The organism is Pseudomonas sp. HLT2-19-2, assembly GCF_054898005.1.
Genome location: NZ_CM142712.1, coordinates 267633 through 290793 on the forward strand (window position 1 = coordinate 267633; position 23161 = coordinate 290793).

The following is a 23161-nucleotide window of genomic DNA, read 5'->3' on the forward strand; positions in this document are numbered from 1 at the left end:
TTACTCGGCCATCGAAGAAGAACGGGAGGTAGGGATAGATGGAACCGGGTCATAACCACCGGGATTCCACGGATGACAGCGACCTAAACGACGAAAGGCCAGCCAGCCACCGCGCAGAAGGCCATGATTTTCTATGGCTTCATACGCGTAGCAGGAACAACTGGGGTAGAAGCGACAGTGACTGGCCATCAGAGGACTAATGGCATAGCGATAAAACTGGATCGGAACGAGTGCCAGTTTACGCATCGGGACTGTCGACCCCTACAGTTTCGGTTTTGACTGCTGGTACTGGCGTGCTGCGTGCCAGACGCTTCCAGAGTTTGCCGAAATGCTGAATCAATTCGGGGTTTTCTACGTCCCCCAAACCTTTGCGCGCGACGATAACAATGTCCCAGCCGACCAGTGAATCCTGGTGCAGACGGAACGATTCGCGCATCAGACGTTTGAGGCGATTGCGCTCGACGGAGAGCTTTACGCTCTTTTTCCCGATAACCAGCCCGAGACGGGGGTGATCAAGATCGTTGTTGCGCGCAAGGAGCAGGAGATTTTTCCCCGGAACCTTGCCGGTAGGGGAGTCAAAGACTGCCTTGAAATGCCGGGGAGTAAGCAGGCGCTTTTCCCGACTGAAGTCCTGACTCACCTCCAGTGCCGGATTATCAAACTGCCAGACGCGCACGACCTTTGGCGCGACGACGCGACAGGACGGCACGACCGTTTTTGGTAGCCATGCGAGCACGGAAACCGTGGGTACGAGCGCGTTTGATAGTGCTTGGTTGGAAAGTACGTTTCATTGTCGTGTTACCTGGTTCGTCCACAACGGGCCGGAATGGCCCCCGTTTTAAGAGACCGGGGATTCTAGAGAAAGCAAGCCTCTAGGTCAATTTCCAACCAGCGTTTCCTTATAAATAGATCTCCAGGCGTTTTCCTGCCCCGGGTCCTTCGATAGATATAAAAATTAAAAAGGAAAGTATTTAAAGCTTTTCTATAACGCTTATAAAAGCTAAGGGCACGATTCTCTGTGGATAACTGCCATTAGCCCTTTAAATACGTGATGTACAGAGAATGACAAGTACAGTGGAAAACGGTGTTCAGCCTGTGCTGCACTATCGGATAAGCTGTGTGTGAAAGGGGGACTTATCCACAGAGAGGTTATCCACCGAGTTTTGCCCCCACTTGTGCAACGACCTTAGACCCGGTTATCCACAGAGCTTATGCACAGACCGCTGGTCGTCTTTTTTTCGTATAACGCACTGATTCTTCTTGGGCAGTAGACAACCTTCATGTGGATAAGTCGGCGTCTGGTCGGCTACAATGGCGGCTTGTTTTTGCCTCACCGGCTTTCAACTTAGGGGATATCCGTGTCAGTGGAACTTTGGCAGCAGTGCGTGGAGCTTTTGCGCGATGAGCTGCCTGCCCAACAATTCAACACTTGGATCCGTCCACTACAGGTCGAAGCCGAAGGCGACGAGTTGCGTGTTTACGCACCGAATCGTTTTGTTCTCGACTGGGTCAACGAAAAGTACCTGGGCCGCGTCCTTGAACTGCTGGATGAGAATGGCAATGGCACAGCGCCGGCGCTTTCCTTATTAATAGGCAGCAAACGCAGTTCGGCACCACGTGCCGCCCCGAATGCTCCGTTGGCCGCCGCTGCCTCACAGGCTCAGGCCGCTCACGCACCTGCCAGCGCACCGGCGCCATCCTCGGTAGCCGCCCCGGCCAAGCGTTCGACGCAAAAAATTGCCGAGGTTAATCAAGAGCCTTCACGTGACAGCTTCGACCCGATGGCCGGTGCCAGTTCGCAACAGGCACCGATTCGCGCCGAACAGCGCACGGTGCAGGTCGAAGGTGCGCTCAAGCACACCAGCTACCTGAACCGCACCTTTACCTTCGAAAACTTCGTCGAGGGCAAGTCAAACCAACTGGCACGGGCTGCGGCCTGGCAAGTGGCGGACAACCCCAAGCACGGTTACAACCCGCTGTTCCTTTATGGTGGCGTCGGCTTGGGTAAAACCCACTTGATGCACGCTGTGGGTAACCACCTATTAAAGAAGAATCCGAATGCCAAGGTCGTGTACCTGCATTCCGAGCGGTTCGTGGCGGACATGGTCAAGGCCCTGCAGCTGAACGCGATCAACGAGTTCAAGCGCTTCTACCGTTCGGTGGATGCGTTGTTGATCGATGACATTCAGTTCTTCGCCCGCAAGGAACGTTCCCAGGAAGAGTTTTTCCACACCTTCAACGCCCTGCTTGAAGGTGGCCAGCAGGTCATTCTTACCAGTGACCGCTACCCGAAAGAAATCGAAGGCCTCGAAGAGCGACTCAAATCCCGTTTCGGTTGGGGCCTGACGGTCGCCGTCGAGCCGCCGGAGCTGGAAACCCGCGTGGCGATCCTGATGAAAAAGGCCGATCAGGCCAAAGTCGATCTGCCCCATGACGCGGCGTTCTTCATCGCCCAGCGTATCCGTTCCAACGTCCGTGAGCTGGAAGGCGCGCTCAAACGCGTAATCGCCCACTCGCACTTCATGGGCCGCGATATCACCATCGAGCTGATTCGCGAATCCCTGAAAGATCTATTGGCACTGCAAGACAAACTGGTCTCTGTGGATAACATTCAGCGCACTGTCGCTGAGTATTACAAGATCAAGATCTCCGACTTGCTGTCTAAACGTCGTTCGCGCTCGGTAGCTCGTCCGCGTCAGGTCGCCATGGCTTTGTCCAAAGAACTGACCAACCACAGCCTGCCAGAAATCGGCGACGTGTTTGGCGGCCGAGACCACACGACTGTTTTGCACGCCTGCCGCAAGATCAACGAACTCAAGGAATCCGACGCGGACATTCGCGAGGACTACAAGAACCTGCTGCGTACACTGACCACTTGATGAACACCAGCGCAGCTTATTAAGGCAAGGGACGAGACCATGCATTTCACCATTCAACGCGAAGCCCTGTTGAAACCCCTGCAACTGGTCGCAGGCGTCGTCGAGCGTCGACAGACCTTGCCGGTGCTCTCCAACGTGCTGCTGGTTGTCGAAGGCCAGCAACTGTCGCTGACCGGTACCGACCTGGAAGTCGAGCTGGTCGGTCGTGTGCAACTCGAAGAGCCTGCGGATCCAGGTTCTATCACTGTGCCTGCGCGCAAGCTGATGGACATCTGCAAGAGCTTGCCGAACGATGCGCTGATCGACATCAAGGTCGACGAGCAGAAGCTCGTGGTGAAGGCCGGCCGTAGCCGCTTCACCCTGTCGACACTGCCGGCCAATGACTTCCCGACTGTGGAAGAAGGCCCAGGCTCGCTGACGTGCAGCCTTGAGCAAAGCAAACTGCGTCGCCTGATCGAACGCACCAGCTTCGCGATGGCTCAGCAGGATGTGCGTTACTACCTCAACGGCATGCTGCTGGAAGTTTCGGCTGGCATTATCCGCGCCGTGGCCACTGATGGTCACCGCCTGGCCATGTGCTCAATGCAGGCCGATATCGGTCAGCCGGATCGTCATCAAGTCATCGTTCCACGCAAAGGTATTCTCGAGCTGGCGCGCCTGCTGACCGAACCGGATGGCCTTGTCAGCATCGTGTTGGGTCAACACCACATCCGCGCCACCACTGGCGAATTCACCTTCACCTCGAAACTGGTCGACGGCAAATTCCCTGACTACGAGCGCGTCCTGCCTAAGGGCGGCGACAAACTGGTACTCGGCGATCGCCAGGCTCTGCGTGAAGCCTTCAGCCGTACTGCGATTCTGTCCAATGAGAAGTACCGCGGCATTCGTCTGCAACTGGCTAACGGCCAGCTGAAGATTCAAGCGAACAACCCGGAGCAGGAAGAAGCGGAAGAAGAAGTGGGCGTTGAATACAACGGCGGCAATCTGGAAATCGGATTCAACGTGAGCTATCTGCTTGACGTGCTGGGTGTGATGACCACCGAGCAGGTTCGTCTGATCCTGTCCGACTCCAACAGCAGTGCGCTGGTGCAAGAGTCTGACAACGACGACTCGGCTTACGTTGTCATGCCGATGCGTCTGTAATCATGCTCAGCAGAAGCTAGATGTCCTTAAGTCGCGTCTCGGTCACCGCGGTGCGCAATCTGCACCCGGTGACCTTCTCCCCCTCCCCCCGAATCAACATTCTTTACGGCGCCAACGGCAGCGGCAAAACCAGTGTACTGGAAGCCATTCACCTGCTGGGGCTTGCCCGTTCGTTTCGTAGCAGCCGTCTTCTGCCGGTCATTCAGTACGAGCAATTGGCGTGCACGGTGTTTGGCCAGGTTGAATTGGCCGAGGGCGGGCACAGCGCCTTGGGGATCTCCCGCGACCGCCAAGGGGAGTTTCAGATCCGCATCGACGGGCAGAACGCACGCAGCGCGGCGCAACTGGCGGAAATCCTGCCACTGCAGTTGATCAACCCAGACAGCTTCCGATTGCTGGAAGGCGCGCCGAAGATTCGTCGGCAGTTTCTCGACTGGGGCGTGTTCCACGTGGAACCACGGTTCATGTCTACCTGGCAGCGCTTGCAGAAGGCCCTGCGCCAGAGAAACTCTTGGCTGCGGCATGGTACACTTGACGCCGTTTCGCAAGCGGTTTGGGACAGGGAACTGTGCCAGGCCAGCGCTGAAATTGATGAATACCGCCGCGCTTATATCAAAGCCTTGAAACCAGTCTTTGAACAGACCTTGAGCGAACTGGTTGAGCTCGAGGGCTTAACGCTCAGCTATTACCGAGGTTGGGACAAAGACCGCGAACTGAGTGCAGTGCTCACCGGGTCCCTTCAGCGCGATCAGCAAATGGGTCATACCCAGGCAGGACCACAGCGTGCTGATTTGCGTCTTAGATTGGGCGCACACAATGCCGCAGACATCTTGTCCCGGGGTCAGCAGAAGCTGGTGGTCTGTGCTTTGCGGATTGCCCAAGGGCATTTGGTCAGCCAGGCCCGACGCGGCCAGTGTATTTATCTGGTGGATGACCTGCCGTCCGAATTGGACGAGCACCACCGTCGCGCGCTTTGCCGCTTGCTGGAAGACTTACGCTGCCAGGTGTTTATCACCTGTGTAGATCACGAATTATTGAGGGAAGGCTGGCAGACGGAAACGCCAGTCGCTCTGTTCCACGTGGAACAGGGCCGTATCACCCAGACCCACGACCATCGGGAGTGAAGGCATTGAGCGAAGAAAATACGTACGACTCAACGAGCATTAAAGTGCTGAAAGGCCTGGATGCCGTACGCAAACGTCCCGGTATGTACATTGGTGACACCGACGATGGCAGCGGTCTGCACCACATGGTGTTCGAAGTGGTCGATAACTCGATCGACGAAGCTCTCGCCGGCCACTGCGACGACATCAGCATTATCATCCACCCGGACGAATCCATCACCGTTCGCGACAACGGTCGTGGCATCCCGGTAGATGTGCACAAAGAGGAAGGCGTTTCGGCAGCCGAGGTCATCATGACCGTGCTGCACGCCGGCGGTAAGTTCGATGACAACTCCTACAAAGTATCCGGCGGCCTGCACGGTGTAGGTGTGTCGGTGGTGAACGCGCTGTCCGAAGAGCTTGTTCTCACGGTGCGCCGCAGCGGCAAGATCTGGGAACAGACCTACATTCACGGTGTTCCACAAGAACCGATGAAAATCGTCGGTGAAAGCGAAACCACCGGCACCCAGATTCACTTCAAACCGTCCGATCTAACCTTCAAGAATATCCACTATAGCTGGGACATCTTGGCCAAACGGATTCGTGAACTGTCCTTCCTCAACTCCGGTGTCGGTATCGTCCTCAAGGATGAACGCAGCGGCAAGGAAGAGCTGTTCAAGTATGAAGGCGGTCTGCGTGCGTTCGTTGAATACCTGAACACCAACAAGACGCCGGTCAACCAGGTGTTCCACTTCAACGTCCAGCGTGAAGACGGCATCGGCGTGGAAATCGCCCTGCAGTGGAACGACAGCTTCAACGAGAACCTGTTGTGCTTCACCAACAACATTCCGCAGCGCGATGGCGGTACTCACCTCGTGGGTTTCCGTTCCGCACTGACGCGCAACCTGAACACCTACATCGAAGCTGAAGGTCTTGCGAAGAAGCACAAAGTCGCGACCACCGGTGACGATGCCCGTGAAGGCCTGACCGCGATCATCTCGGTAAAAGTGCCGGATCCGAAGTTCAGCTCCCAGACCAAAGACAAGCTGGTTTCTTCCGAAGTGAAAACCGCGGTCGAACAGGAAATGGGCAAGTATTTCTCCGACTTCCTGTTGGAAAACCCGAACGAAGCCAAGCTGGTCGTCGGCAAGATGATCGATGCGGCTCGCGCTCGCGAAGCGGCACGTAAAGCCCGCGAGATGACTCGTCGCAAAGGCGCGCTGGATATCGCCGGCCTGCCGGGCAAACTGGCTGACTGCCAGGAAAAAGACCCTGCCCTTTCCGAACTGTACCTCGTGGAAGGTGACTCTGCTGGCGGTTCCGCCAAGCAGGGACGTAACCGTAAAACCCAGGCCATCCTGCCGCTGAAAGGCAAGATCCTGAACGTCGAGAAGGCGCGGTTCGACAAGATGATCTCTTCGCAAGAAGTGGGAACCTTGATCACCGCGCTTGGCTGCGGTATTGGCCGCGACGAGTACAACATCGCGAAGCTGCGTTACCACAACATCATCATCATGACCGATGCTGACGTCGACGGTTCGCACATCCGTACCCTGCTGCTGACCTTCTTCTTCCGTCAGTTGCCGGAGCTGATCGAGCGCGGTTACATCTACATCGCTCAGCCACCGCTGTACAAGGTCAAGAAGGGCAAGCAAGAGCAATACATCAAAGACGACGACGCCATGGAAGAGTACATGACGCAGTCGGCCCTGGAAGACGCGAGCCTGCACTTGAACGAGGAAGCACCGGGTATTTCCGGAGCAGCCCTTGAGCGTTTGGTGAATGACTTCCGTCTGGTGATGAAGACCCTCAAGCGTCTGTCGCGCCTGTACCCACAGGAACTGACCGAACACTTCATCTACTTGCCGGCAGTGAGCATGGAGCAACTGTCCGATCACGCAGCGATGCAGGATTGGCTGGCCCAGTACGAAGTTCGTCTGCGCACCGTCGAGAAGTCTGGCCTGGTTTACAAAGCCAGCTTGCGTGAAGACCGTGAACGTAATGTCTGGCTGCCTGAGGTCGAACTGATCTCCCACGGCTTGTCGAACTACGTCACTTTCAACCGCGATTTCTTCGGCAGCAACGATTACAAGACTGTGGTTTCTCTGGGCGCTCAACTGAGCACCTTGCTGGACGACGGCGCGTACATCCAGCGTGGCGAGCGCAAGAAGCCGGTCACCGAGTTCAAGGAAGCCCTTGAATGGCTGATGACCGAAAGCACCAAGCGTCACACCATCCAGCGATACAAAGGTCTGGGTGAAATGAACCCGGATCAGCTGTGGGAAACCACCATGGACCCAAGCCAGCGCCGGATGCTCAAAGTGACCATCGAAGACGCCATTGGCGCAGACCAGATCTTCAACACCCTGATGGGTGATGCGGTCGAGCCTCGTCGTGACTTCATCGAAAGCAACGCCCTGGCGGTTTCTAACCTGGACTTCTGATTCAGCTGTAGGATCACAAAAAAGCTGCCGAATTTCTCAATATGCTGCTTTCGCCACGTTTGAAAAAAGGCCAACCCATGGGGGTTGGCCTTTTTTTTTGGGGAATCTAGCTGGAGCCTTCCTCGTCCAAAGTGCAAGACGGGAAGGCTGTTCGTGTGTCCAAAATGCGGCGGGTCACTCATCTGCATCCTCCCCCAAGTACCCGTTGCCCTTTGGATTCGAGTAGCTGGTGCAGACTGATATTTTCGCGTTAGGCACCCTCGCCTTCATTCCCCAACGGATTCATTCAGGTCGTCACAGATGAAGTGATCGGGATGGGAAATCGAGAAGACATTTCGGCTCGTGGCAATGTGGGGGCGTTTCAATCGGGACAGCGTGGTGAGCAGCGTCAAAGAAGGTTGTTTAGTTGTTTGGGAAGGCAAGGTGTCGAAGGACTACTTCAGAAAACTACACAATCTCTTGGCTGCCGGCAGCACTGCGACTTTGTGAAAACAACTCGCTCACCCGGCTGCGCAACCGAAGTCGTTCGACATCCGGCGTTCGGCGCTTTAGGCGGTGGGCGTAGTAACTTGAGCGGTTGATTTCAAATACGTTGCATAGCCAATCAACCGGCTCATGGACGCTCAGCTGATTGATCAGCGCGTACGCTCGTGATCTTCCGATATCAAGAGCGCGGTAGCCTTTTTTAATATCGATTATTCCCGTTCAAGCCGGGTGATCCGGGCTTCCAGCTCCTGGATTTTCTGCTATTCCGGTGTCAGCGCTTTGCTCTGCGGGGTAACGCCTTTTCGCTCCTGCTGAACCTGGTCGACCCAACAGCGTAGTGCCGACTCGCCGACGCCGAGTGAACGGCGAGCATTCTCGCCTAAATGGGTGTCCGGTTTCATTAGACCACTACAAAAGTCCCCCCCTTCACGATTTCTAAAAATAGAACGCCCTTCAACTGTCATGGTCGCGGCACCAGACAGTTTGCTGCTCCCTGCCATCGCCGTACCGGTACACCGCCCGTGATGCTTTCTAATCTACGTGTTCACTAGGCACCGACGCTTCTGCTCTCGGTTATCCATAAAAAAATCAAAAGGCGCTTCAATTGAATAATGACGCAACGGTCGTCGTAACTGGGGTGACATCGGGCATTGGGCTGGCGTGTGCCAACAGGTTGATTGCGCAGGGATTCAAGGTCATTGGCATCGGACGGCGTACCGAACGATTGTCTGCCATGGCCGATGAATTCCGCGGACGCTTTTACTCGTTGAGCATTGACGTTCGTGACAACGCGTTGCTCAAGACTCGCCTTAAAGATCTTCCTGCTGACTTTGCACAGATCAGCAAACTCATCAACTGTGCTGGTTTAATCCAGGGCCAAGGCGCGCTGTTGGATGTTTCTGATGACGATGTGTCAACCATGCTGGATACCAATATTAAGGGCTTGATCAATGTCACGAGAGCGCTATTACCAACCCTTATAAAAAGCGGCTGCGGGCATGTGATCAACCTCACTTCCATTGGCGCTCATTATCACTATAAGGGCGGCCATGTTTATGCGGCATCCAAGGCATTTGTCGATCACTTTGGACGGTGTCTGCGCACGGAGTTGGTAGGCACTAAAGTACGGCTGACCAACATTGCGCCCGGCAAGACCCGCTCGGAGTTTGCGCTCGTTCAGTGTGCCGGTGACGCGACCATGGCCGAGCGGGCGTATAGCACTCTGACGCCGCTTGAGCCAATGGATGTTGCAGAGTCGATCCTTTGGGCGCTGCAACAGCCGCCACACGTCAATATCAATCTTATTGAACTGATGCCTGCTGACCAGGAACTTTCGTACCGGTGACTCCATGAGCCAATCTCTCGCACGCTATTACGTTAGAAATAAACTTACCCACAAACTCATCAGCAAGCGCGTATTGTCACCCATATCGCTTTCCCAACTACCGCCCTCTGATCTGGTCAAGGCACTTTGCATTGAAGAAGAAGTTGTAAAACTGTCGGCGGTATATGCCCGGTTTCGACATTCGGACGATGAAGCCACCGGACTTCCGCGCTACATGCCGTTTTATCGTTTTATTCAGTCAAAGTTTCCCGGCTTTCAATGGGAAGTTCGTACCCATCAAAACAAGAAAACGCTAGTTCTGGAAAAGCCGTATATCAATCAAAGCCGCCCGTCGCTGTTGAACTTGCTGCTGTGCGCGGTCAATGACAACACGGCGACGACGCCGGCCTTGAAAGTGCGTTACCCGGCGATGCGAGCGCTGCCGGACGAACTGGTGGTGGACCTGGAACAGGCTTTTGAACGTCTGTCATTCGCCCAGTCGGCGCCTCACTTTGTCGCGCGTTTCGCTGAGACCTTGGCCAAGGGACTTGCCGGAGAAACCATCACGCTGGTTTCCCCAGTCTGTCCTGATTATGGCTACGAGAACAAGAATGGCCGACTCCGCTACACCTTCGACTATTTGGGCGAAAGTATCGGGTTGGTCGCCGGACGTGTCGTCAAGACGCTGCCCGACTTACAGGCCGTGCTGCAAAAACACGGCATTGATACACGGATCGCCATCGCCGCCGGGGATTTTGAAGGGTTCGACGCCCGTACGTTGAGCCGTCTCAAGGAAACACGTGAAGGCTTCGCCCATAAACTGCGAATCAGCCAGCAGAAGATCCTCGACGTCCTCGGGCACGATACTGAAACGATCATGATCGCTGAGGCGGCCGGCGGTGAGGACAGCTGGAATGCGTTGACCGTTGAGGCCCAGCAGCGCCTGGCAAACCGCGATAACGGCTGCATCGTTGACAACGATCTGGACTACGCCGCGATCTTGAACGCGAGGCTTGCGCTTTATCAGGCCTGGCATCAGCAGCGCAGCAATGATGAATTGATGCAGGTGCTGTATGCCCAGGGGGCGGAATACGCGGCGATTGGCAAAGTGTTTGCCAAGCAGTGGAAAAATCCCATTGTCATCGGCGCTGATCACAACCGCATGCAGCCATTCTATTGGCTATACAGCACCATCCCCGTCCTTTACCTGACCAGAGTCTACTGATGAGTCCGGGTAACAGTGCACGTCACTGCACTCACTACTGTCAGTACGGGCCACGGGGCGATGTTCGGGCCGCCTATGCCCACCTGCCATTTCAGACGTTCTGGACGTGGCTGACGGGAAAGGGACAGGCACTGAGCACCGAGGCATTGCAGCGTGAAATGAACAGAACCGGGGAACCCTACCTGGTGGCTCATCTGTGCTTTACATGGGTCGTGATGATCGCCCTGGTCATGCTCGGCCAGGCCGTTTTGGAGGGTGCTTTCGATACCGGTACCGCAGTCCTGCTAGTGCTAATGGCCTGGGGCTTGATGGTCAATCGCCTGCGCAGCATGCAAGCCACTTTTCACTACCTTACGCACGGCGCCGTACTCAAGGACAAGACACGCGCGCAACGCTACGCCAGGTTTTTCCTGACCTCGCCGCTGCTGTACCAAGACTGGGAGCGCTATAACCAGAGCCATGTGCGCGAGCACCACAATATACGTGTGCTGTGTTCTGACGAAGACCCCGACCAACGCTTTATCCAGGCACAAGGGTTCTACCCGGGAATGTCCGAACTGGCGTACTGGTCGCGAGTCTGCTGCACACCGTTTCGTCCTGCGTACCTGCTGAGTCAATGGCGGGAGACATGGCTTGACTGCTTCGTCCGTCTTGACCGCCGTGAAACGCTGTTTCGCGGGTGCTTCTGGGGGTTGATGCTGGCGCTCTTGTGGGCTGCGGGCTGGCTCCCGGCGTTCGCCTTGATGTACGTGATCCCTCGCGCCGTGCTGTTTGAGCACTCCATGTGGCTGCAATTGTTTACCGAGCATCTCTGGTTTTATCAGCGCGACCCCGGGCGCAGCGAAAAAGACCGCTACGGGCGCCTGACATGGGGTCGCTTCCAGGGCCGCAAACCACCGGAGCGCGGCATCATCGCCCGTGTGATCTGGGGCTTGAAGTGTGTGTGCCTGGACTTGCCGGTACGTTTGTATGTGTACCCGCAAGACTTGCCCAACCACGACGCGCATCACCGTCGCCCTAACGTGCATTTCCGGCACATTGCCAACTACCGCGCCAGTATCGAGCAACAACCCTCGCCCTATGGCCCGTTCCTGGAAGTCTGGGGGTTCATGGCGGGGCTGTACCTGATTCGCGACCACTTGTGCCGCGGGGTGCATGAGCCTTTCGGACCTCTCGAAACCACTGTCTCTGACACTTTTAACTGCCCGTATCCCACGTCCACCTCTCAAGGAGCCTGACCATGCAAGACACGATTCAAGCGGCGAACCAACAGCTGCACAGCAGCGCCTACGCCTCTCTCAAAGCGTCACAACTGTTCTCCAAAGAGGATATGGATTACATGGAGGCCGCCTGCCAGGTCATCCCGAAAACCATCATAGAAATCGGCGATGTGGGCGAAGAGAATTTTCTGGCGGTGGGACGCTTTATGGAAGATCAAAAAGGCCAGTTGCCCGTGTATCGAAATGCGCCGTATGGCGAACGGGTAGTGGAAATCCTCTCGTCAGGCAAGAGTCGTGAGTTTTTCAACGGCATCATGGAGGGCGAGTGTTTTATCCGTCGCTGCCAATCCAACTTGCTGGAGGCTGGCAACTACATCGGCAAGCACATTGATACCTACAGCAACCTAGAATATCGCTACTCCGTGGTCATTCAGTTCGGCAGGCAATACGAAGGCGGCGAGTTCTTCATCGAGCATGAAGGTCAGGAGTCGCAGTTTAAAACCGGCTATGCCGATGTGCTGATCAATCGCTGCGAAATCCCCCATGGGGTGCGCAAGGTGGAAAGTGGCACTCGTTCATCGTTGGTATTTTTCCTGAGCACCAGCCCACTGGACAAACCCAACCTCAATAACAAACAGATCTGACCGGCGTGTGCATCCGCCCGCACGGACGGATGCACCCCCCGGCGAAACCAAAGGAAACGTCCCATGACGCAAACCAATGTCGCCAGCTTTCAAGAATCAAAGAACCAGGATATGCAAGCCTACTTTCTGGGTCTCATTTCGGTCGCGGCTTTTGCGATGACCCTACCGGCTGCCAAGATTCTGGCGGGCGACCTAAGCGCCTTGCAGGTCGGTTTTTTCCGCTCGGTGCTGGCAGCGTTTGCGGCAATTCCCTTTTTGATTCTCGGCCGCGCCACGCTGCCTAATCGATCCCAAATCAAACGAATGCTGCTGACATCCACCGGCATCGTTTATGGGTTTCCGATCCTTACCGCACTGGGCATGCAATACGTCCCGGTCAGTCACGGCGGCGTGGTGCTCGCGGCACTGCCGCTGTCTACGGCAATCTTCGGCACGCTGATCACAGGGACCCGACCCTCCAAAATGTTCTGGCTGGTGTCGAGCCTGGGTTTCCTGGTGGTCATGACCTATACCGTGATCAACTCGAACGTCGAGGATATCTACATCGGTGACTTGGCGCTGCTGGGCGCCGTACTGCTGGCCGGCTTTGGCTACGCCCAGGGTGGCGCGCTGTCCAAGGAACTGCCGGGCTGGCAGGTCATGTGCTGGACTCTGGTCATCAGCCTGCCCGTACTGCTTCCGGTCAGCCTCTGGCTGTATGACGGAGAAACTATTGCCAACCTGCCTGTCCAAGGGGTCGCGGCCCTGCTCTTCCTGGCGCTGGTCAACTCGCTGCTGGGCTTCTTTTCATGGAACCGTGCCCTGGCCTTGGGGGGGATCCAACGCATCAGCCAGTTGCAGTTACTTCAGCCGTTCTTCACTTTTGCCTTTTCGATCTGGCTGATGGGAGAGCTTTGGAACTGGCTGACCCCGGCTGCATGTGTCGTGGTGATCGTGCTTGTCTGGTTGTCCAAACGCATCTGAACAGGGCCGTGCGCCGGGCAACCGGCGCGCGTTTTTTTCACTTCGCCGAACGTGATGCCTATGGGGGGCCGTAGCCCGCCAGTGACATCACCTCCCCCCAGACGGAGATCATCCCATGACCGCCTCAAGCTTTTTTCGGCCCTTCTCCGCGTCGCAGGAAAGGGACGCCTTACCTTATGAAATCAACACCTGCTCGCATATTCACCGGGCCAATGGCGCGGTCGAGCTGCTGGCACTCAAAGCTGGCGAGCGGGTGCTGGACATCGGCTGTGGTGATGGTTATTTGAGCCAACAACTCGTATGCCAAGGCGCCGAGGTGGTGGGTTTCGACTCCAGCCCCGAGAAGGTGCAAGCCGCACGTTCGCGCAGCCTTGAAGTGAAGTTGGGCAATGCCGAAGAACTCTATTTCCACCAGGAATTTGATGCGGTATTCAGCCATGTCGCCCTGCATTGGATGCGCCATGCCGATCACGTAGCCCATGGCGTTTTCATGGCACTCAAACCCGGCGGGCGTTTTGTCGGCGAGTTTTCCGGTGCGAAGAATGCCATGTCGATCCGTCAAGCAATCCATGACGCGCTGGAGCGCAGATCAGTCGATGCGCAGGAGATTGACCCCTGGTATTTGCCCACAGCCCACGAGTACCAACAGGTGTTGGAGAACGCGGGGTTCCACGTCACGTTCATCAGTTGGTTCGAGCGTCCGATGGTGCTGGATTACCCGGTCAGCGAATGGATAAAAAACTATGGCAGCCCCTACCTGGCCGCATTGCCGGTGGATGCCCGAGCGCAGTTTCTGGAGGAAGTCACGGAGGAACTGGTCAGCCGCCGCCTGGACTCCAGCGGACATTGGCAGGTGGACTACACACGGCTGCGTTTCAGGGCTGAAAAAAGGTCTGGCCCGTGCGGTTTGACCTGAAGAATACGGCTGATGTCATCCATCAGCAGGCATCAAGGACACTCTCTGCAGTCGAGACGGGGTTAACGATATGCCCATGAAAATCAATGGATTGGCCCTGAAGTCGTTTTACGCCGACGCTCAGGTATGGTTGGGCCAGGACGGCAAACCGTTGTACTGGATCGATGACATCAGCCTGGTGGTCAACGGGTTGGAAATCGTTGAGGATTCATCGATTCAACTGCTCCACGACGACGATGACGTGCAGATCCTCACGGGCAACATCTACTCCTATGAGGATCTGGGAGAGGTGGCAACCCTGGCGGATTACTTCAAGCGTTGGCAACAGAAACTCGAACCGGCGCAACGCACGCCTCATGATACCGGGCACTAACCAAGTCTTGAGGGTCAAGCGCCCTGTTCAATCTGGGTCGGGAGCGGCGTTTCGCAGTCCAGTTGGGCGTCGATGAAGCGCTTGAAGCGGATATCGTTGCAATGACTGACGTTGAGGCGAATGTACTGATCGTAATCGCGCGTGTTGCTGAACAATGATCCCGGTGCCAAGAAAATCCGAGCATCGTGCGCCTGCTCGACCAGGCGGCGTAGGTCCACATGCCGGGGAAACCGCCCCCACAAGAACACCCCCTCAGCACCGGAATCATCAAACACCACGCCCTTCTTGCCCAGCCACTCCCGCGCTCGGACACGCTCCTGCATCACCCGCTGGCGCAACGCATCCAGATGGTGTCGATAGCGGCCGGACTCCAGGGTGGAGGTCACTATCGTCTCGTCCAATGATGAACCACACAGCACGTTGTACATTTTTTGCTCGATCAGACGTTCGACAAACTTTGGCGGTGCCACCACATAGCCCAGGCGCAACGCGGGGCTAAGCACCTTGCTGAACCCGCTGATATAGAAGGTGCGATTCCATTCATCCAGACTGCTCAAGCGCAGTGTTTGCCTGACACATAACGAACCGAAGATATCGTCCTCGACAATATGAAAGTCATACTTCTGCGCCAGCGAAAGAATCTTGAACCCTTTGGCCGGCGAGGTATTGCCGCCTGTAGGATTGTGGATCAAGGTCTGGGTAAGAAACAGCTTTGGCCGATACTTGATCAACATGGCCTCCATGGCATCTAGGTCCGGACCATCTGCCATGCGGGGGACTGTGATGATATTGAAATCCCGGTCTTTGATCAGCCGCAACTGGAGCAGCAAGTAGCTTGGGTCCTCGACCAACAGGTAATCGCCAGGCTCAAGCATGACACAGCGAATCAGCGAGAATGCATGGGTGGCCCCCACGGTAACCACAATCTGGCTACTGGAAGCGTTGATCTGTATTTCCCGCAGCTTCCGCGCAATCACCGATCGCAACTCCTGCCTTCCCGCAGCGGGAGCCGGAGTACTGCACGACAGTGTGCTCCGAATCAGTCGTCCGGTCACTGATACTGGTACTGCATCCGCCAACCAAGCAGGTGGGAAATAACCTGAACTGACAGGAATATCGTATTGACACGGGTCCAGCGCCCGGTAAAGAAACCCGGCGTGCAAACTGGACGGCGCGCTGATCTTATCCAAGTCTTTGGAAGCGCCCGAAAGAGCGGACGCGAGAATGTAGTAGCCCGCACCAGGTCGGGACTCGATGACCTGTTGTGCAACTAGATCCTCGTAGGCACTGCTCACCGTGAAAATACTAACGCCTAATTGTTTGGAAAGCGCCCTGATTGATGGCAATCGGCTGCCCTGAATCCATTGAAAAGATTCAATCCGGCCGATGATTTCGCTTTGGATCTGGTCCACCAATAACATTTTGCTGTTGCGATCTATCTCGAACATCTCAATCCTTTACTGAAATAATCGCCATCAGTAGAAACTGGTCAACCTGAAGATGGTGATCGACTGTCCTCCTGAAAGCACTCGACGGTCCAGCAAAACTTAGGGTCTTTTAAGCGGAGTTTCCACCGTATGCCGCAGAGCTGGCAAATGTTTTGGCCTGTTCTCGTATCGCCCGGCGCAGCGCCCGCCTTTTGTGAAATCGTGAATGAACGTCGTTTTAGTCATATATTTTTGCCGACTGCGGGTACTGAGTCGAACTGCGTATCACTGAAAGTCAACGGTAAACTTCGCTTGGACAGCCGGGCGACGTTGTTAGCGGCGCAGGCTCACTCCCCAGAATAGCTGCATACGCGCTCATGAGCTTCGACCTTCTTCCTAGGAAATCGATTTTCTGCAGCAGAAGAATTTAGATGCTGTCATCTGCAGTCTTAGCCTGACTCACCTCAAAAGACCACTACAGATTTGAGGATCAGTGGCATGCGCGCTCCACCGCCAAATTTACGTTTCCTTCCTTTATATACACAAACGCGCTGGATGAACGGTTGAACGGTTGAACGGTTGAACGGTTGAACGGCTGAAGGTTGAAGTGAGTACGTTTCTACTCGGACGCATCTATTCTGTTAGGCGAGTAGGCTTTTCTCATTTACTTTGTGAATCCCAGCCGGCGGACTTATAAAAAAGATGATTTCTGCCAACGTTTGCTGGGCTACATCTATTTTGTGAACCTACATCAGCGAACCTACCTGACGAAAAAGGCCAAGACCTAGTGTTGGCCTTTTTTATCTCTTCAAAAAATGATCGCAGAAGCGAAAATATCGCAAATCGCGCCCATAAAAAAACCGGCTATATCAGCCGGTTTTTTTGCGCCCGAAAAAAACTTATGCACCATTTACCGAGTTTTATGATCTTAATAAATATGTATATAAATCATAAAGATATGATAAAAAAACGTTAGTTTTCGGTAAAACGGTACACAGGTTATCCACAGAATCTCAGACAGCCACTTGATCGGTAGCAGCCGGTGCTTGTGGGGCCGGAGGCAGCGAACCCATTTCACGCTGCATTTGCTCGTTCCAGGCCTGGACCCGCTCATTCAGCTCGGCAATGGCTCGCGGCCCGCTACCCTCGGCGTACATTGGCGCGCCGATGATTACGGTGATGACGCCGTGCTTCTTCGCCCAACCGGTTTTCGGCCAGAACTTGCCAGCATTGTGCGCAATCGGCAGCACAGGAAGCTCGGCGTTGACCGCCAAAGCGGTACCACCCCGAGAGAATTTTCCGATCGTCCCGTAAGGAATACGTGTCCCCTCTGGAAAGATCAGGACCCAGACACCGTCTTTCAGCAGTTCATTGCCCTTCTTCGCCACATGCTTGAGCGCCGCTTTCGGGTTGTCGCGGTCGATGGCGATCGGTCGCAGCATGGCCATGGCCCAGCCGAAGAACGGAACGTAGAGCAATTCGCGCTTGAGCACCTGGCTCAACGGCTCGAAGTACGCCGAGAGAAAGAACGTCTCCCACGTGCTCTGGTGGTTCGACTGAATCACGCAGGGCTGGTCTGGCACGTTCTCGGCACCCTTCACTTCGTAGCTGATACCGAGAAAGACTTTACTCAGCCACAGGGCGCAGCGGCACCAGTACACATTAATGAAGCGATATCGGGCCTTGAACGGCAGAAAAGGCGCGATAAAAAAGCTCAGGCTGCACCAAAGCAAAGAGCTGGTGCCCAGCAGCAGGTAAAAGAGGAAGGATCTGATGGCCTGCAATATCGACATGGCGACGTTTACCGTGCGGGCTCTGCCCGTCTATATAAAGCACACTCCCGATCAATCCTTGGTCAGGAATCTCGAAAACGCTCTAATTGTGGATAAGTTCTGCGGCAATCGCCGCTAGATCGTCAAAAATCAAGGTGCCCGCCGGTAGGGTTTTGCCCAAAGTCTTTTCGCCTTTCCCGGTCTTAACTAAAACTGGCTGAGAATCGACGGCTTTGGCGGCTTCCAGGTCACCGAGACTGTCGCCGACGAACCATAGATTCGTCAGCGATACGTTGTAATGAGCGGCGATGGTTTTCAACATCCCGGGTTTTGGTTTGCGGCAATCGCAGCCATCGTCCGGCCCATGCGGGCAATAGACGATCAGCCCGACTTCACCGCCCTGCTCCGCCACCAGCGAGCGCAAGCGCTCGTGCATGGCGTCCAGGGTGGCGATGTCGTAATAGCCGCGAGCGATGCCCGACTGGTTGGTGGCCACTGCTACCGTCCAGCCGGCCTTGCTCAACTGCGCGATGGCTTCGATCGCACCGGGGAGCGGAATCCACTCCTCCACCGAGTTGATGTAGGCGTCGGAGTCATAATTGATCACCCCGTCACGATCGAGAATCAGCAGTTTCAACAGCAACCCCTCAGCCCAGCAGCGAAATGTCAGCGACACCGAGGAACAGCCCACGCAGACGTGCCAGCAACGCATAACGGTTGGCGCGGACCTTGGCATCTTCAGCGTTGACCATCACTGCTTCGAAGAACGCATCCACCGGCTCACGCAAGGCGGCCAGGCGCGCCAGCGATTCGCTGTACTGACGCGCAGCGGCCATCGGCTGGACAGCCTGGTCAGCCTGCTGGATCGCCGAATACAGGGAGAACTCGTTGGCGTTGTCGAAGTACTTGGCTTCCACGACCGAAGGAACAGAGCCTTCTACCTTGCTCAGCAGGTTCGAAACGCGTTTGTTCACCGCGGCCAGTGCAGCGGCTTCCGGCAACTTGCGGAATGCCTCCACCGCTTGTACGCGTTGATCGAAGTCCAGCGCCGAACCCGGCTTCAAGGCACGCACCGACAGGTACGTCCCGACATCAACGCCTTCGTCTTCGTAACGGGCACGCAGACGGTCGAAGATGAACTCCAGTACCGAGTCGTTCAGGCCAGCAACCTTGACCTTGGTACCGAACGCATTCACGGCGAACGCCACGGCGTCGTTCAGGTCGAGGTCGAGTTTCTTGTCGATCAGGATTCGCAATACACCCAGCGCTGCACGGCGCAGGGCATACGGGTCTTTGCTACCGGTCGGCAGCATGCCGATCCCGAAAATGCCGACCAGGGTGTCGAGCTTGTCCGCGATAGCCACGGCCGCACCGGTCAGGGTGGTCGGCAGTTCAGCGCCGGCACCGCGCGGCATGTACTGCTCGTTCAGGGCCAGTGCAACATCTTGCGGCTCGCCGTCGTTGAGGGCGTAGTAGTAACCGGCGACACCTTGCATCTCCGGGAACTCGCCGACCATCTCGGTCGCCAGGTCGCACTTGGACAGCAGGCCGGCACGGGAAGCCCACGCGGCGTTGCCGCCAATGCGTTGAGCGATAAACGCGGCGAGTTTGGAAACGCGCTCGGCCTTGTCGTAGACGCTGCCGAGTTTTTCCTGGAACACCACATTCTGCAGGCGCAGGTTGAAGTCTTCGAGTTTCTGCTTCTTGTCTTGCTTGAAGAAGAACTCGGCGTCGGTCAGGCGTGGACGAACCACTTTCTCGTTACCGGCGATGATTTGTTGCGGGTCTTTGCTTTCGATGTTGGCCACGGTAATGAAACGTGGCAGCAACTTGCCGTCGGCATCCAGCAGGCAGAAGTACTTCTGGTTGTCCTGCATGGTGGTGATCAGCGCTTCTTGCGGCACATCGAGGAAACGTTCCTCGAACGAGCACACCAGCGGCACCGGCCATTCAACCAGCGCGGTCACTTCGTCGAGCAGGGCTGGCGGAACGATTGCAGTACCTTCCTGCATCGTCGCCAACTCTTCGACGCGCTTGCTGATCAGTTCGCGACGCTCATTGGCATCGGCCAATACGTAAGCGGCCCGCAGGTCGGTCAGGTAGTTGGCCGGCGAGGTGATGCGCACGCTTTCCGGGTGATGGAAGCGGTGACCACGGGAATCGCGACCCGATTTCTGGGCGAGGAGGGTGCAATCGATGACTTGGTCACCGAGCAGCATCACCAGCCACTGTGTCGGGCGAACGAACTCTTCCTTGCGAGCACCCCAGCGCATGCGCTTGGGGATCGGCAGGTCGTTCAGGGAATCTTCGACGATGGTCGGCAGCAGGCTCGCGGTCGGTTTGCCGGCGATGCTTTGGCTGTAGCGCAGTTTCGCGCCGCTCTGATCGATTTCGCTAAGGTCGACGCCACACTTCTTGGCGAAGCCCAGTGCCGCTTGAGTCGGATTGCCTTCGGCATCGAACGCGGCCTGACGTGGCGGGCCATCGAGGTTGATGCTGCGATCCGGCTGCTGAGTCGACAGCGAAGTGATCAGCACAGCCAGGCGACGTGGCGCGGCGTAGACGGTTTTGGTCTCGTAATTCAGGCCAGCGGCTTGCAGGCCCTTGTCGATACCGGCCAGGAACGCGTCAGCCAGGGTGTTCAGGGCTTTGGGTGGCAGTTCTTCGGTGCCCAGTTCAACCAGAAAATCTTGAACACTCATTGTGCAGCCTCCAGCTTAGCCAACACTTCATCACGCAGGTCCGGGGTCGCCATCGGGAAGCCCAGCTTGGCGCGAGCCAGCAGGTAGGCTTGCGCAACGGAACGCGCCAGGGTGCGCACTCGCAGAATGTATTGCTGACGCGCGGTCACCGAGATTGCCCGGCGCGCATCCAGCAGGTTGAAGGTATGGGAGGCCTTCAACACCATTTCGTAGCTCGGCAACGGCAGTGGCTGGTCGAGTTCGATCAGGCGCTTGGCTTCGCTTTCATAGAAATCGAACAGTTCGAACAGCTTCTCGACGTTGGCCTGTTCGAAGTTGTAGGTCGACTGCTCCACTTCGTTCTGGTGGAACACATCGCCGTAGGTCACTTTGCCAAACGGACCGTCAGCCCAGACGAGGTCGTAGACCGAGTCCACGCCTTGCAGGTACATGGCCAGACGCTCCAGACCGTAAGTGATCTCGCCGGTCACTGGGTAGCACTCGATGCCGCCCGCTTGCTGGAAGTAGGTGAACTGCGTCACTTCCATGCCGTTAAGCCAGACTTCCCAGCCCAGACCCCAGGCGCCGAGGGTCGGCGATTCCCAGTTGTCTTCAACAAAGCGAATGTCGTGGACCAACGGGTCCAGACCGACGTGCTTCAGGGAGCCCAGGTACAGTTCCTGGAAGTTGTCCGGGTTCGGCTTCAGTACTACCTGGAACTGATAGTAGTGCTGCAGACGGTTCGGGTTTTCGCCGTAGCGGCCGTCAGTCGGGCGACGACTGGGCTGCACATAAGCGGCGTTCCAGGTTTCCGGGCCAATGGCGCGCAGGAACGTGGCAGTGTGGAAAGTCCCGGCGCCTACTTCCATATCGTAGGGCTGAAGTACCACACAACCTTGCTCGGCCCAATATTGCTGGAGGGCGAGGATCAAGTCTTGGAAGGTACGCACGGCTGGCGTAGGCTGGCTCACGAAATTCACCTGTTTCTTGGGCTGCGATTTAAAGAGCGGGAGTATACCCGATTCGGTCCTGCGCACGCCCCCTGGAGCCTTATGCCACGCTGCTTTTGGTGTTCCGAAGATCCGCTGTACATGGCTTATCACGATCAGGAGTGGGGTACGCCGCTACGCGATGCGCAGGGATTGTTCGAGTTGCTTTTACTCGAAGGGTTCCAGGCCGGCCTTTCCTGGATCACCGTGCTGCGTAAACGTGAGCGTTATCGCGAGGTGCTGTTCGGCTTTGACGTACAACGCGTGGCGCAAATGAGCGACGCCGAAATTGATGAATTGATGCTCGATCCGGGCATCATTCGCAATCGCCTAAAACTCAACGCGGCCCGGCGCAATGCCCAGGCATGGCTGGCGCTGGAGGACCCGGTTGAGTTTCTCTGGTCCTTCGTCGACGGCAAGCCTGTGATCAATCATTTCAAGGATCGCAGCGAAGTGCCGGCCGTGACGCCGACCGCCGTGGAGATGAGCAAACGCCTGAAAAAGGCCGGCTTCACCTTCGTCGGCCCGACTATTTGCTACGCGCTGATGCAGGCCTCGGGCATGGTCATGGACCACACCCAGGATTGCGATCGCTACGCGACACTGGCGAACGGCGGTTAGAATAGCCGCCTCACGCACAGCACAAGATCAGGAGTGACCTGTGGATAAGTTTAAAGGCGCCTTGCTGGTAGGCGCTCTGCGGCTGTTTGCCCTGCTCCCGTGGCGGGCAGTGCAGGCGGTGGGCTCGGCCATCGGCTGGGTGATGTGGAAAACCCCCAACCGTTCCCGCGATGTGGTGCGGATCAATCTCGCCAAGTGCTTTCCGCAGATGGACCCTGCTGAACGGGAGCGTCTGGTCGGCCAGAGTCTGAAAGACATCGGCAAGTCCCTGACCGAAAGCGCCTGCGCCTGGATCTGGCCGGCCCAGCGCTCCATCGACCTGGTGCGTGAAGTCGAAGGTCTCGACGTATTGAAGGACGCCCTCGCCTCTGGCAAAGGTGTGGTCGGTATCACCAGCCACCTGGGCAACTGGGAGGTGCTGAACCACTTCTATTGCAACCAGTGCAAACCGATCATTTTCTATCGCCCGCCGAAATTGAAGGCTGTGGATGATTTGCTGCGCAAGCAGCGGGTGCAATTGGGCAACCGGGTGGCCGCTTCCACCAGGGAAGGCATCCTCAGTGTCATCAAGGAAGTGCGCAAAGGGGGTGCAGTGGGCATTCCCGCTGACCCGGAACCGGCCGAGTCCGCCGGGATCTTCGTACCGTTCTTCGCCACACAGGCCCTGACCAGCAAGTTCGTACCGAACATGCTCGCTGGCGGCAAAGCGGTCGGCGTGTTCCTGCATGCGCTACGTCTGCCGGACGGTTCGGGTTACAAAGTGATCATCGAAGCCGCGCCAGAGGCCATGTACAGCACCGATACCGAGACGTCCTGCGCGGCCATGAGCCAGGTGGTCGAGCGCTATGTGCGGGCCTATCCGAGCCAGTACATGTGGAGCATGAAGCGCTTCAAGAAGCGTCCACCGGGTGAAGAACGCTGGTATTGAGTTGATTGGCATGATCTGAGGAT

The 23161-nt window shown here is 56.4% G+C and carries 21 protein-coding genes and 1 pseudogene; 13 read left to right on the forward strand and 9 right to left on the reverse strand.

All coding sequences use genetic code 11. The features are described 5' to 3' along the window. The 3 genes from yidD to rpmH are packed head-to-tail and all read right to left on the reverse strand — an operon-like array spanning position 1 to position 791. Positions 1-246, reverse strand: coding sequence for a membrane protein insertion efficiency factor YidD (yidD, locus tag ACYZTU_RS01235; RefSeq protein WP_074872215.1), 246 nt, complete (start codon positions 244-246; stop codon positions 1-3). After that, on the reverse strand, positions 239-640 hold the full coding sequence (gene rnpA, locus ACYZTU_RS01240) for a ribonuclease P protein component (protein ID WP_027926203.1): 402 nt from the start codon (positions 638-640) through the stop codon (positions 239-241). The genes yidD and rnpA overlap by 8 nt, the downstream gene beginning before the upstream one ends. Before the next feature lie 16 nt (positions 641-656). Continuing rightward, complete coding sequence (rpmH, locus tag ACYZTU_RS01245) at positions 657-791, reverse strand: 50S ribosomal protein L34 (protein WP_003213577.1); 135 nt, start codon at positions 789-791, stop codon at positions 657-659. Between the two features lie 567 nt (positions 792-1358). Between rpmH and dnaA the strand changes: the two genes are divergently transcribed. The 4 genes from dnaA to gyrB are packed head-to-tail and all read left to right on the forward strand — an operon-like array spanning position 1359 to position 7569. Then, on the forward strand, positions 1359-2879 hold the full coding sequence (gene dnaA / locus ACYZTU_RS01250) for a chromosomal replication initiator protein DnaA (RefSeq protein ID WP_461967454.1): 1521 nt from the start codon (positions 1359-1361) through the stop codon (positions 2877-2879). A 39-nt stretch (positions 2880-2918) separates the two neighbouring features. Continuing rightward, a complete protein-coding gene (dnaN, locus tag ACYZTU_RS01255) occupies positions 2919-4022 on the forward strand; it encodes a DNA polymerase III subunit beta (protein ID WP_461967456.1) in 1104 nt (367 codons plus the stop codon). 20 nt (positions 4023-4042) lie between these two features. Continuing rightward, complete coding sequence (gene recF, locus ACYZTU_RS01260) at positions 4043-5146, forward strand: DNA replication/repair protein RecF (protein ID WP_449644461.1); 1104 nt, start codon at positions 4043-4045, stop codon at positions 5144-5146. A gap of 5 nt (positions 5147-5151) precedes the next feature. Next, positions 5152-7569 carry a DNA topoisomerase (ATP-hydrolyzing) subunit B gene (gene gyrB / locus ACYZTU_RS01265; protein ID WP_461967458.1) on the forward strand — a complete coding sequence of 806 codons (2418 nt, stop codon included), beginning with the start codon at positions 5152-5154 and terminating at the stop codon, positions 7567-7569. A 450-nt stretch (positions 7570-8019) separates the two neighbouring features. On the opposite strand, the pseudogene ACYZTU_RS01270 reads toward gyrB, so the two are convergent. After that, a pseudogene (locus tag ACYZTU_RS01270) lies at positions 8020-8426 on the reverse strand (transposase); the annotation flags it as partial. Positions 8427-8659: 233 nt separating this feature from the next. On the opposite strand from ACYZTU_RS01270, the gene ACYZTU_RS01275 reads away from it, so the two are divergent. From ACYZTU_RS01275 to ACYZTU_RS01305, 7 genes are all read left to right on the forward strand, one after another. Beyond that, on the forward strand, positions 8660-9400 hold the full coding sequence (locus tag ACYZTU_RS01275) for an SDR family NAD(P)-dependent oxidoreductase (RefSeq protein ID WP_461967460.1): 741 nt from the start codon (positions 8660-8662) through the stop codon (positions 9398-9400). Between the two features lie 4 nt (positions 9401-9404). Continuing rightward, positions 9405-10604 carry a hypothetical protein gene (locus tag ACYZTU_RS01280; RefSeq protein ID WP_461967462.1) on the forward strand — a complete coding sequence of 400 codons (1200 nt, stop codon included), beginning with the start codon at positions 9405-9407 and terminating at the stop codon, positions 10602-10604. 158 nt (positions 10605-10762) lie between these two features. After that, positions 10763-11842, forward strand: coding sequence for a hypothetical protein (locus ACYZTU_RS01285; protein WP_461967464.1), 1080 nt, complete (start codon positions 10763-10765; stop codon positions 11840-11842). Positions 11843-11844: 2 nt separating this feature from the next. Continuing rightward, positions 11845-12468: a 2OG-Fe(II) oxygenase gene (locus ACYZTU_RS01290; protein ID WP_461967466.1), complete on the forward strand. Its 624-nt coding sequence runs from the start codon at positions 11845-11847 to the stop codon at positions 12466-12468. 63 nt (positions 12469-12531) lie between these two features. After that, positions 12532-13431: a DMT family transporter gene (locus ACYZTU_RS01295; RefSeq protein ID WP_461967468.1), complete on the forward strand. Its 900-nt coding sequence runs from the start codon at positions 12532-12534 to the stop codon at positions 13429-13431. Positions 13432-13546: 115 nt separating this feature from the next. Next, on the forward strand, positions 13547-14347 hold the full coding sequence (locus tag ACYZTU_RS01300) for a class I SAM-dependent methyltransferase (RefSeq protein WP_461967470.1): 801 nt from the start codon (positions 13547-13549) through the stop codon (positions 14345-14347). A 76-nt stretch (positions 14348-14423) separates the two neighbouring features. Next, positions 14424-14720 (forward strand): hypothetical protein, encoded by a 297-nt coding sequence (locus ACYZTU_RS01305; RefSeq protein ID WP_461967472.1) that lies wholly within the window; start codon positions 14424-14426, stop codon positions 14718-14720. Between the two features lie 14 nt (positions 14721-14734). On the opposite strand, the gene ACYZTU_RS01310 is transcribed toward ACYZTU_RS01305, so the two are convergent. The 5 genes from ACYZTU_RS01310 to glyQ all read right to left on the reverse strand — a co-directional run bounded on the left by ACYZTU_RS01310 (position 14735) and on the right by glyQ (position 21571). Beyond that, the gene (locus tag ACYZTU_RS01310; protein ID WP_461967474.1) at positions 14735-16168 is read right to left on the reverse strand and encodes an aminotransferase-like domain-containing protein; all 1434 of its coding nucleotides are present in this window, start codon (positions 16166-16168) and stop codon (positions 14735-14737) included. Between the two features lie 992 nt (positions 16169-17160). After that, a complete protein-coding gene (locus ACYZTU_RS01315) occupies positions 17161-17940 on the reverse strand; it encodes a lysophospholipid acyltransferase family protein (protein WP_461967476.1) in 780 nt (259 codons plus the stop codon). An 82-nt stretch (positions 17941-18022) separates the two neighbouring features. After that, positions 18023-18562, reverse strand: a complete 540-nt coding sequence (gene gmhB, locus ACYZTU_RS01320; RefSeq protein WP_461971200.1) for a D-glycero-beta-D-manno-heptose 1,7-bisphosphate 7-phosphatase — start codon at positions 18560-18562, stop codon at positions 18023-18025. Positions 18563-18566: 4 nt separating this feature from the next. Further along, entirely contained in the window at positions 18567-20621 is a 2055-nt protein-coding gene (glyS, locus tag ACYZTU_RS01325) for a glycine--tRNA ligase subunit beta (protein ID WP_461967478.1), read from the reverse strand. Beyond that, entirely contained in the window at positions 20618-21571 is a 954-nt protein-coding gene (glyQ, locus tag ACYZTU_RS01330; RefSeq protein ID WP_461967480.1) for a glycine--tRNA ligase subunit alpha, read from the reverse strand. Before glyQ ends, glyS begins: the two co-directional genes overlap by 4 nt. Before the next feature lie 81 nt (positions 21572-21652). Here glyQ and tag point away from each other — a divergent pair, with 81 nt between their 5' ends. Further along, positions 21653-22210, forward strand: coding sequence for a DNA-3-methyladenine glycosylase I (gene tag / locus ACYZTU_RS01335; RefSeq protein WP_461967482.1), 558 nt, complete (start codon positions 21653-21655; stop codon positions 22208-22210). A gap of 40 nt (positions 22211-22250) precedes the next feature. Continuing rightward, positions 22251-23138 carry a lysophospholipid acyltransferase gene (locus ACYZTU_RS01340; protein ID WP_282379710.1) on the forward strand — a complete coding sequence of 296 codons (888 nt, stop codon included), beginning with the start codon at positions 22251-22253 and terminating at the stop codon, positions 23136-23138. Positions 23139-23161 lie beyond the last annotated feature (23 nt).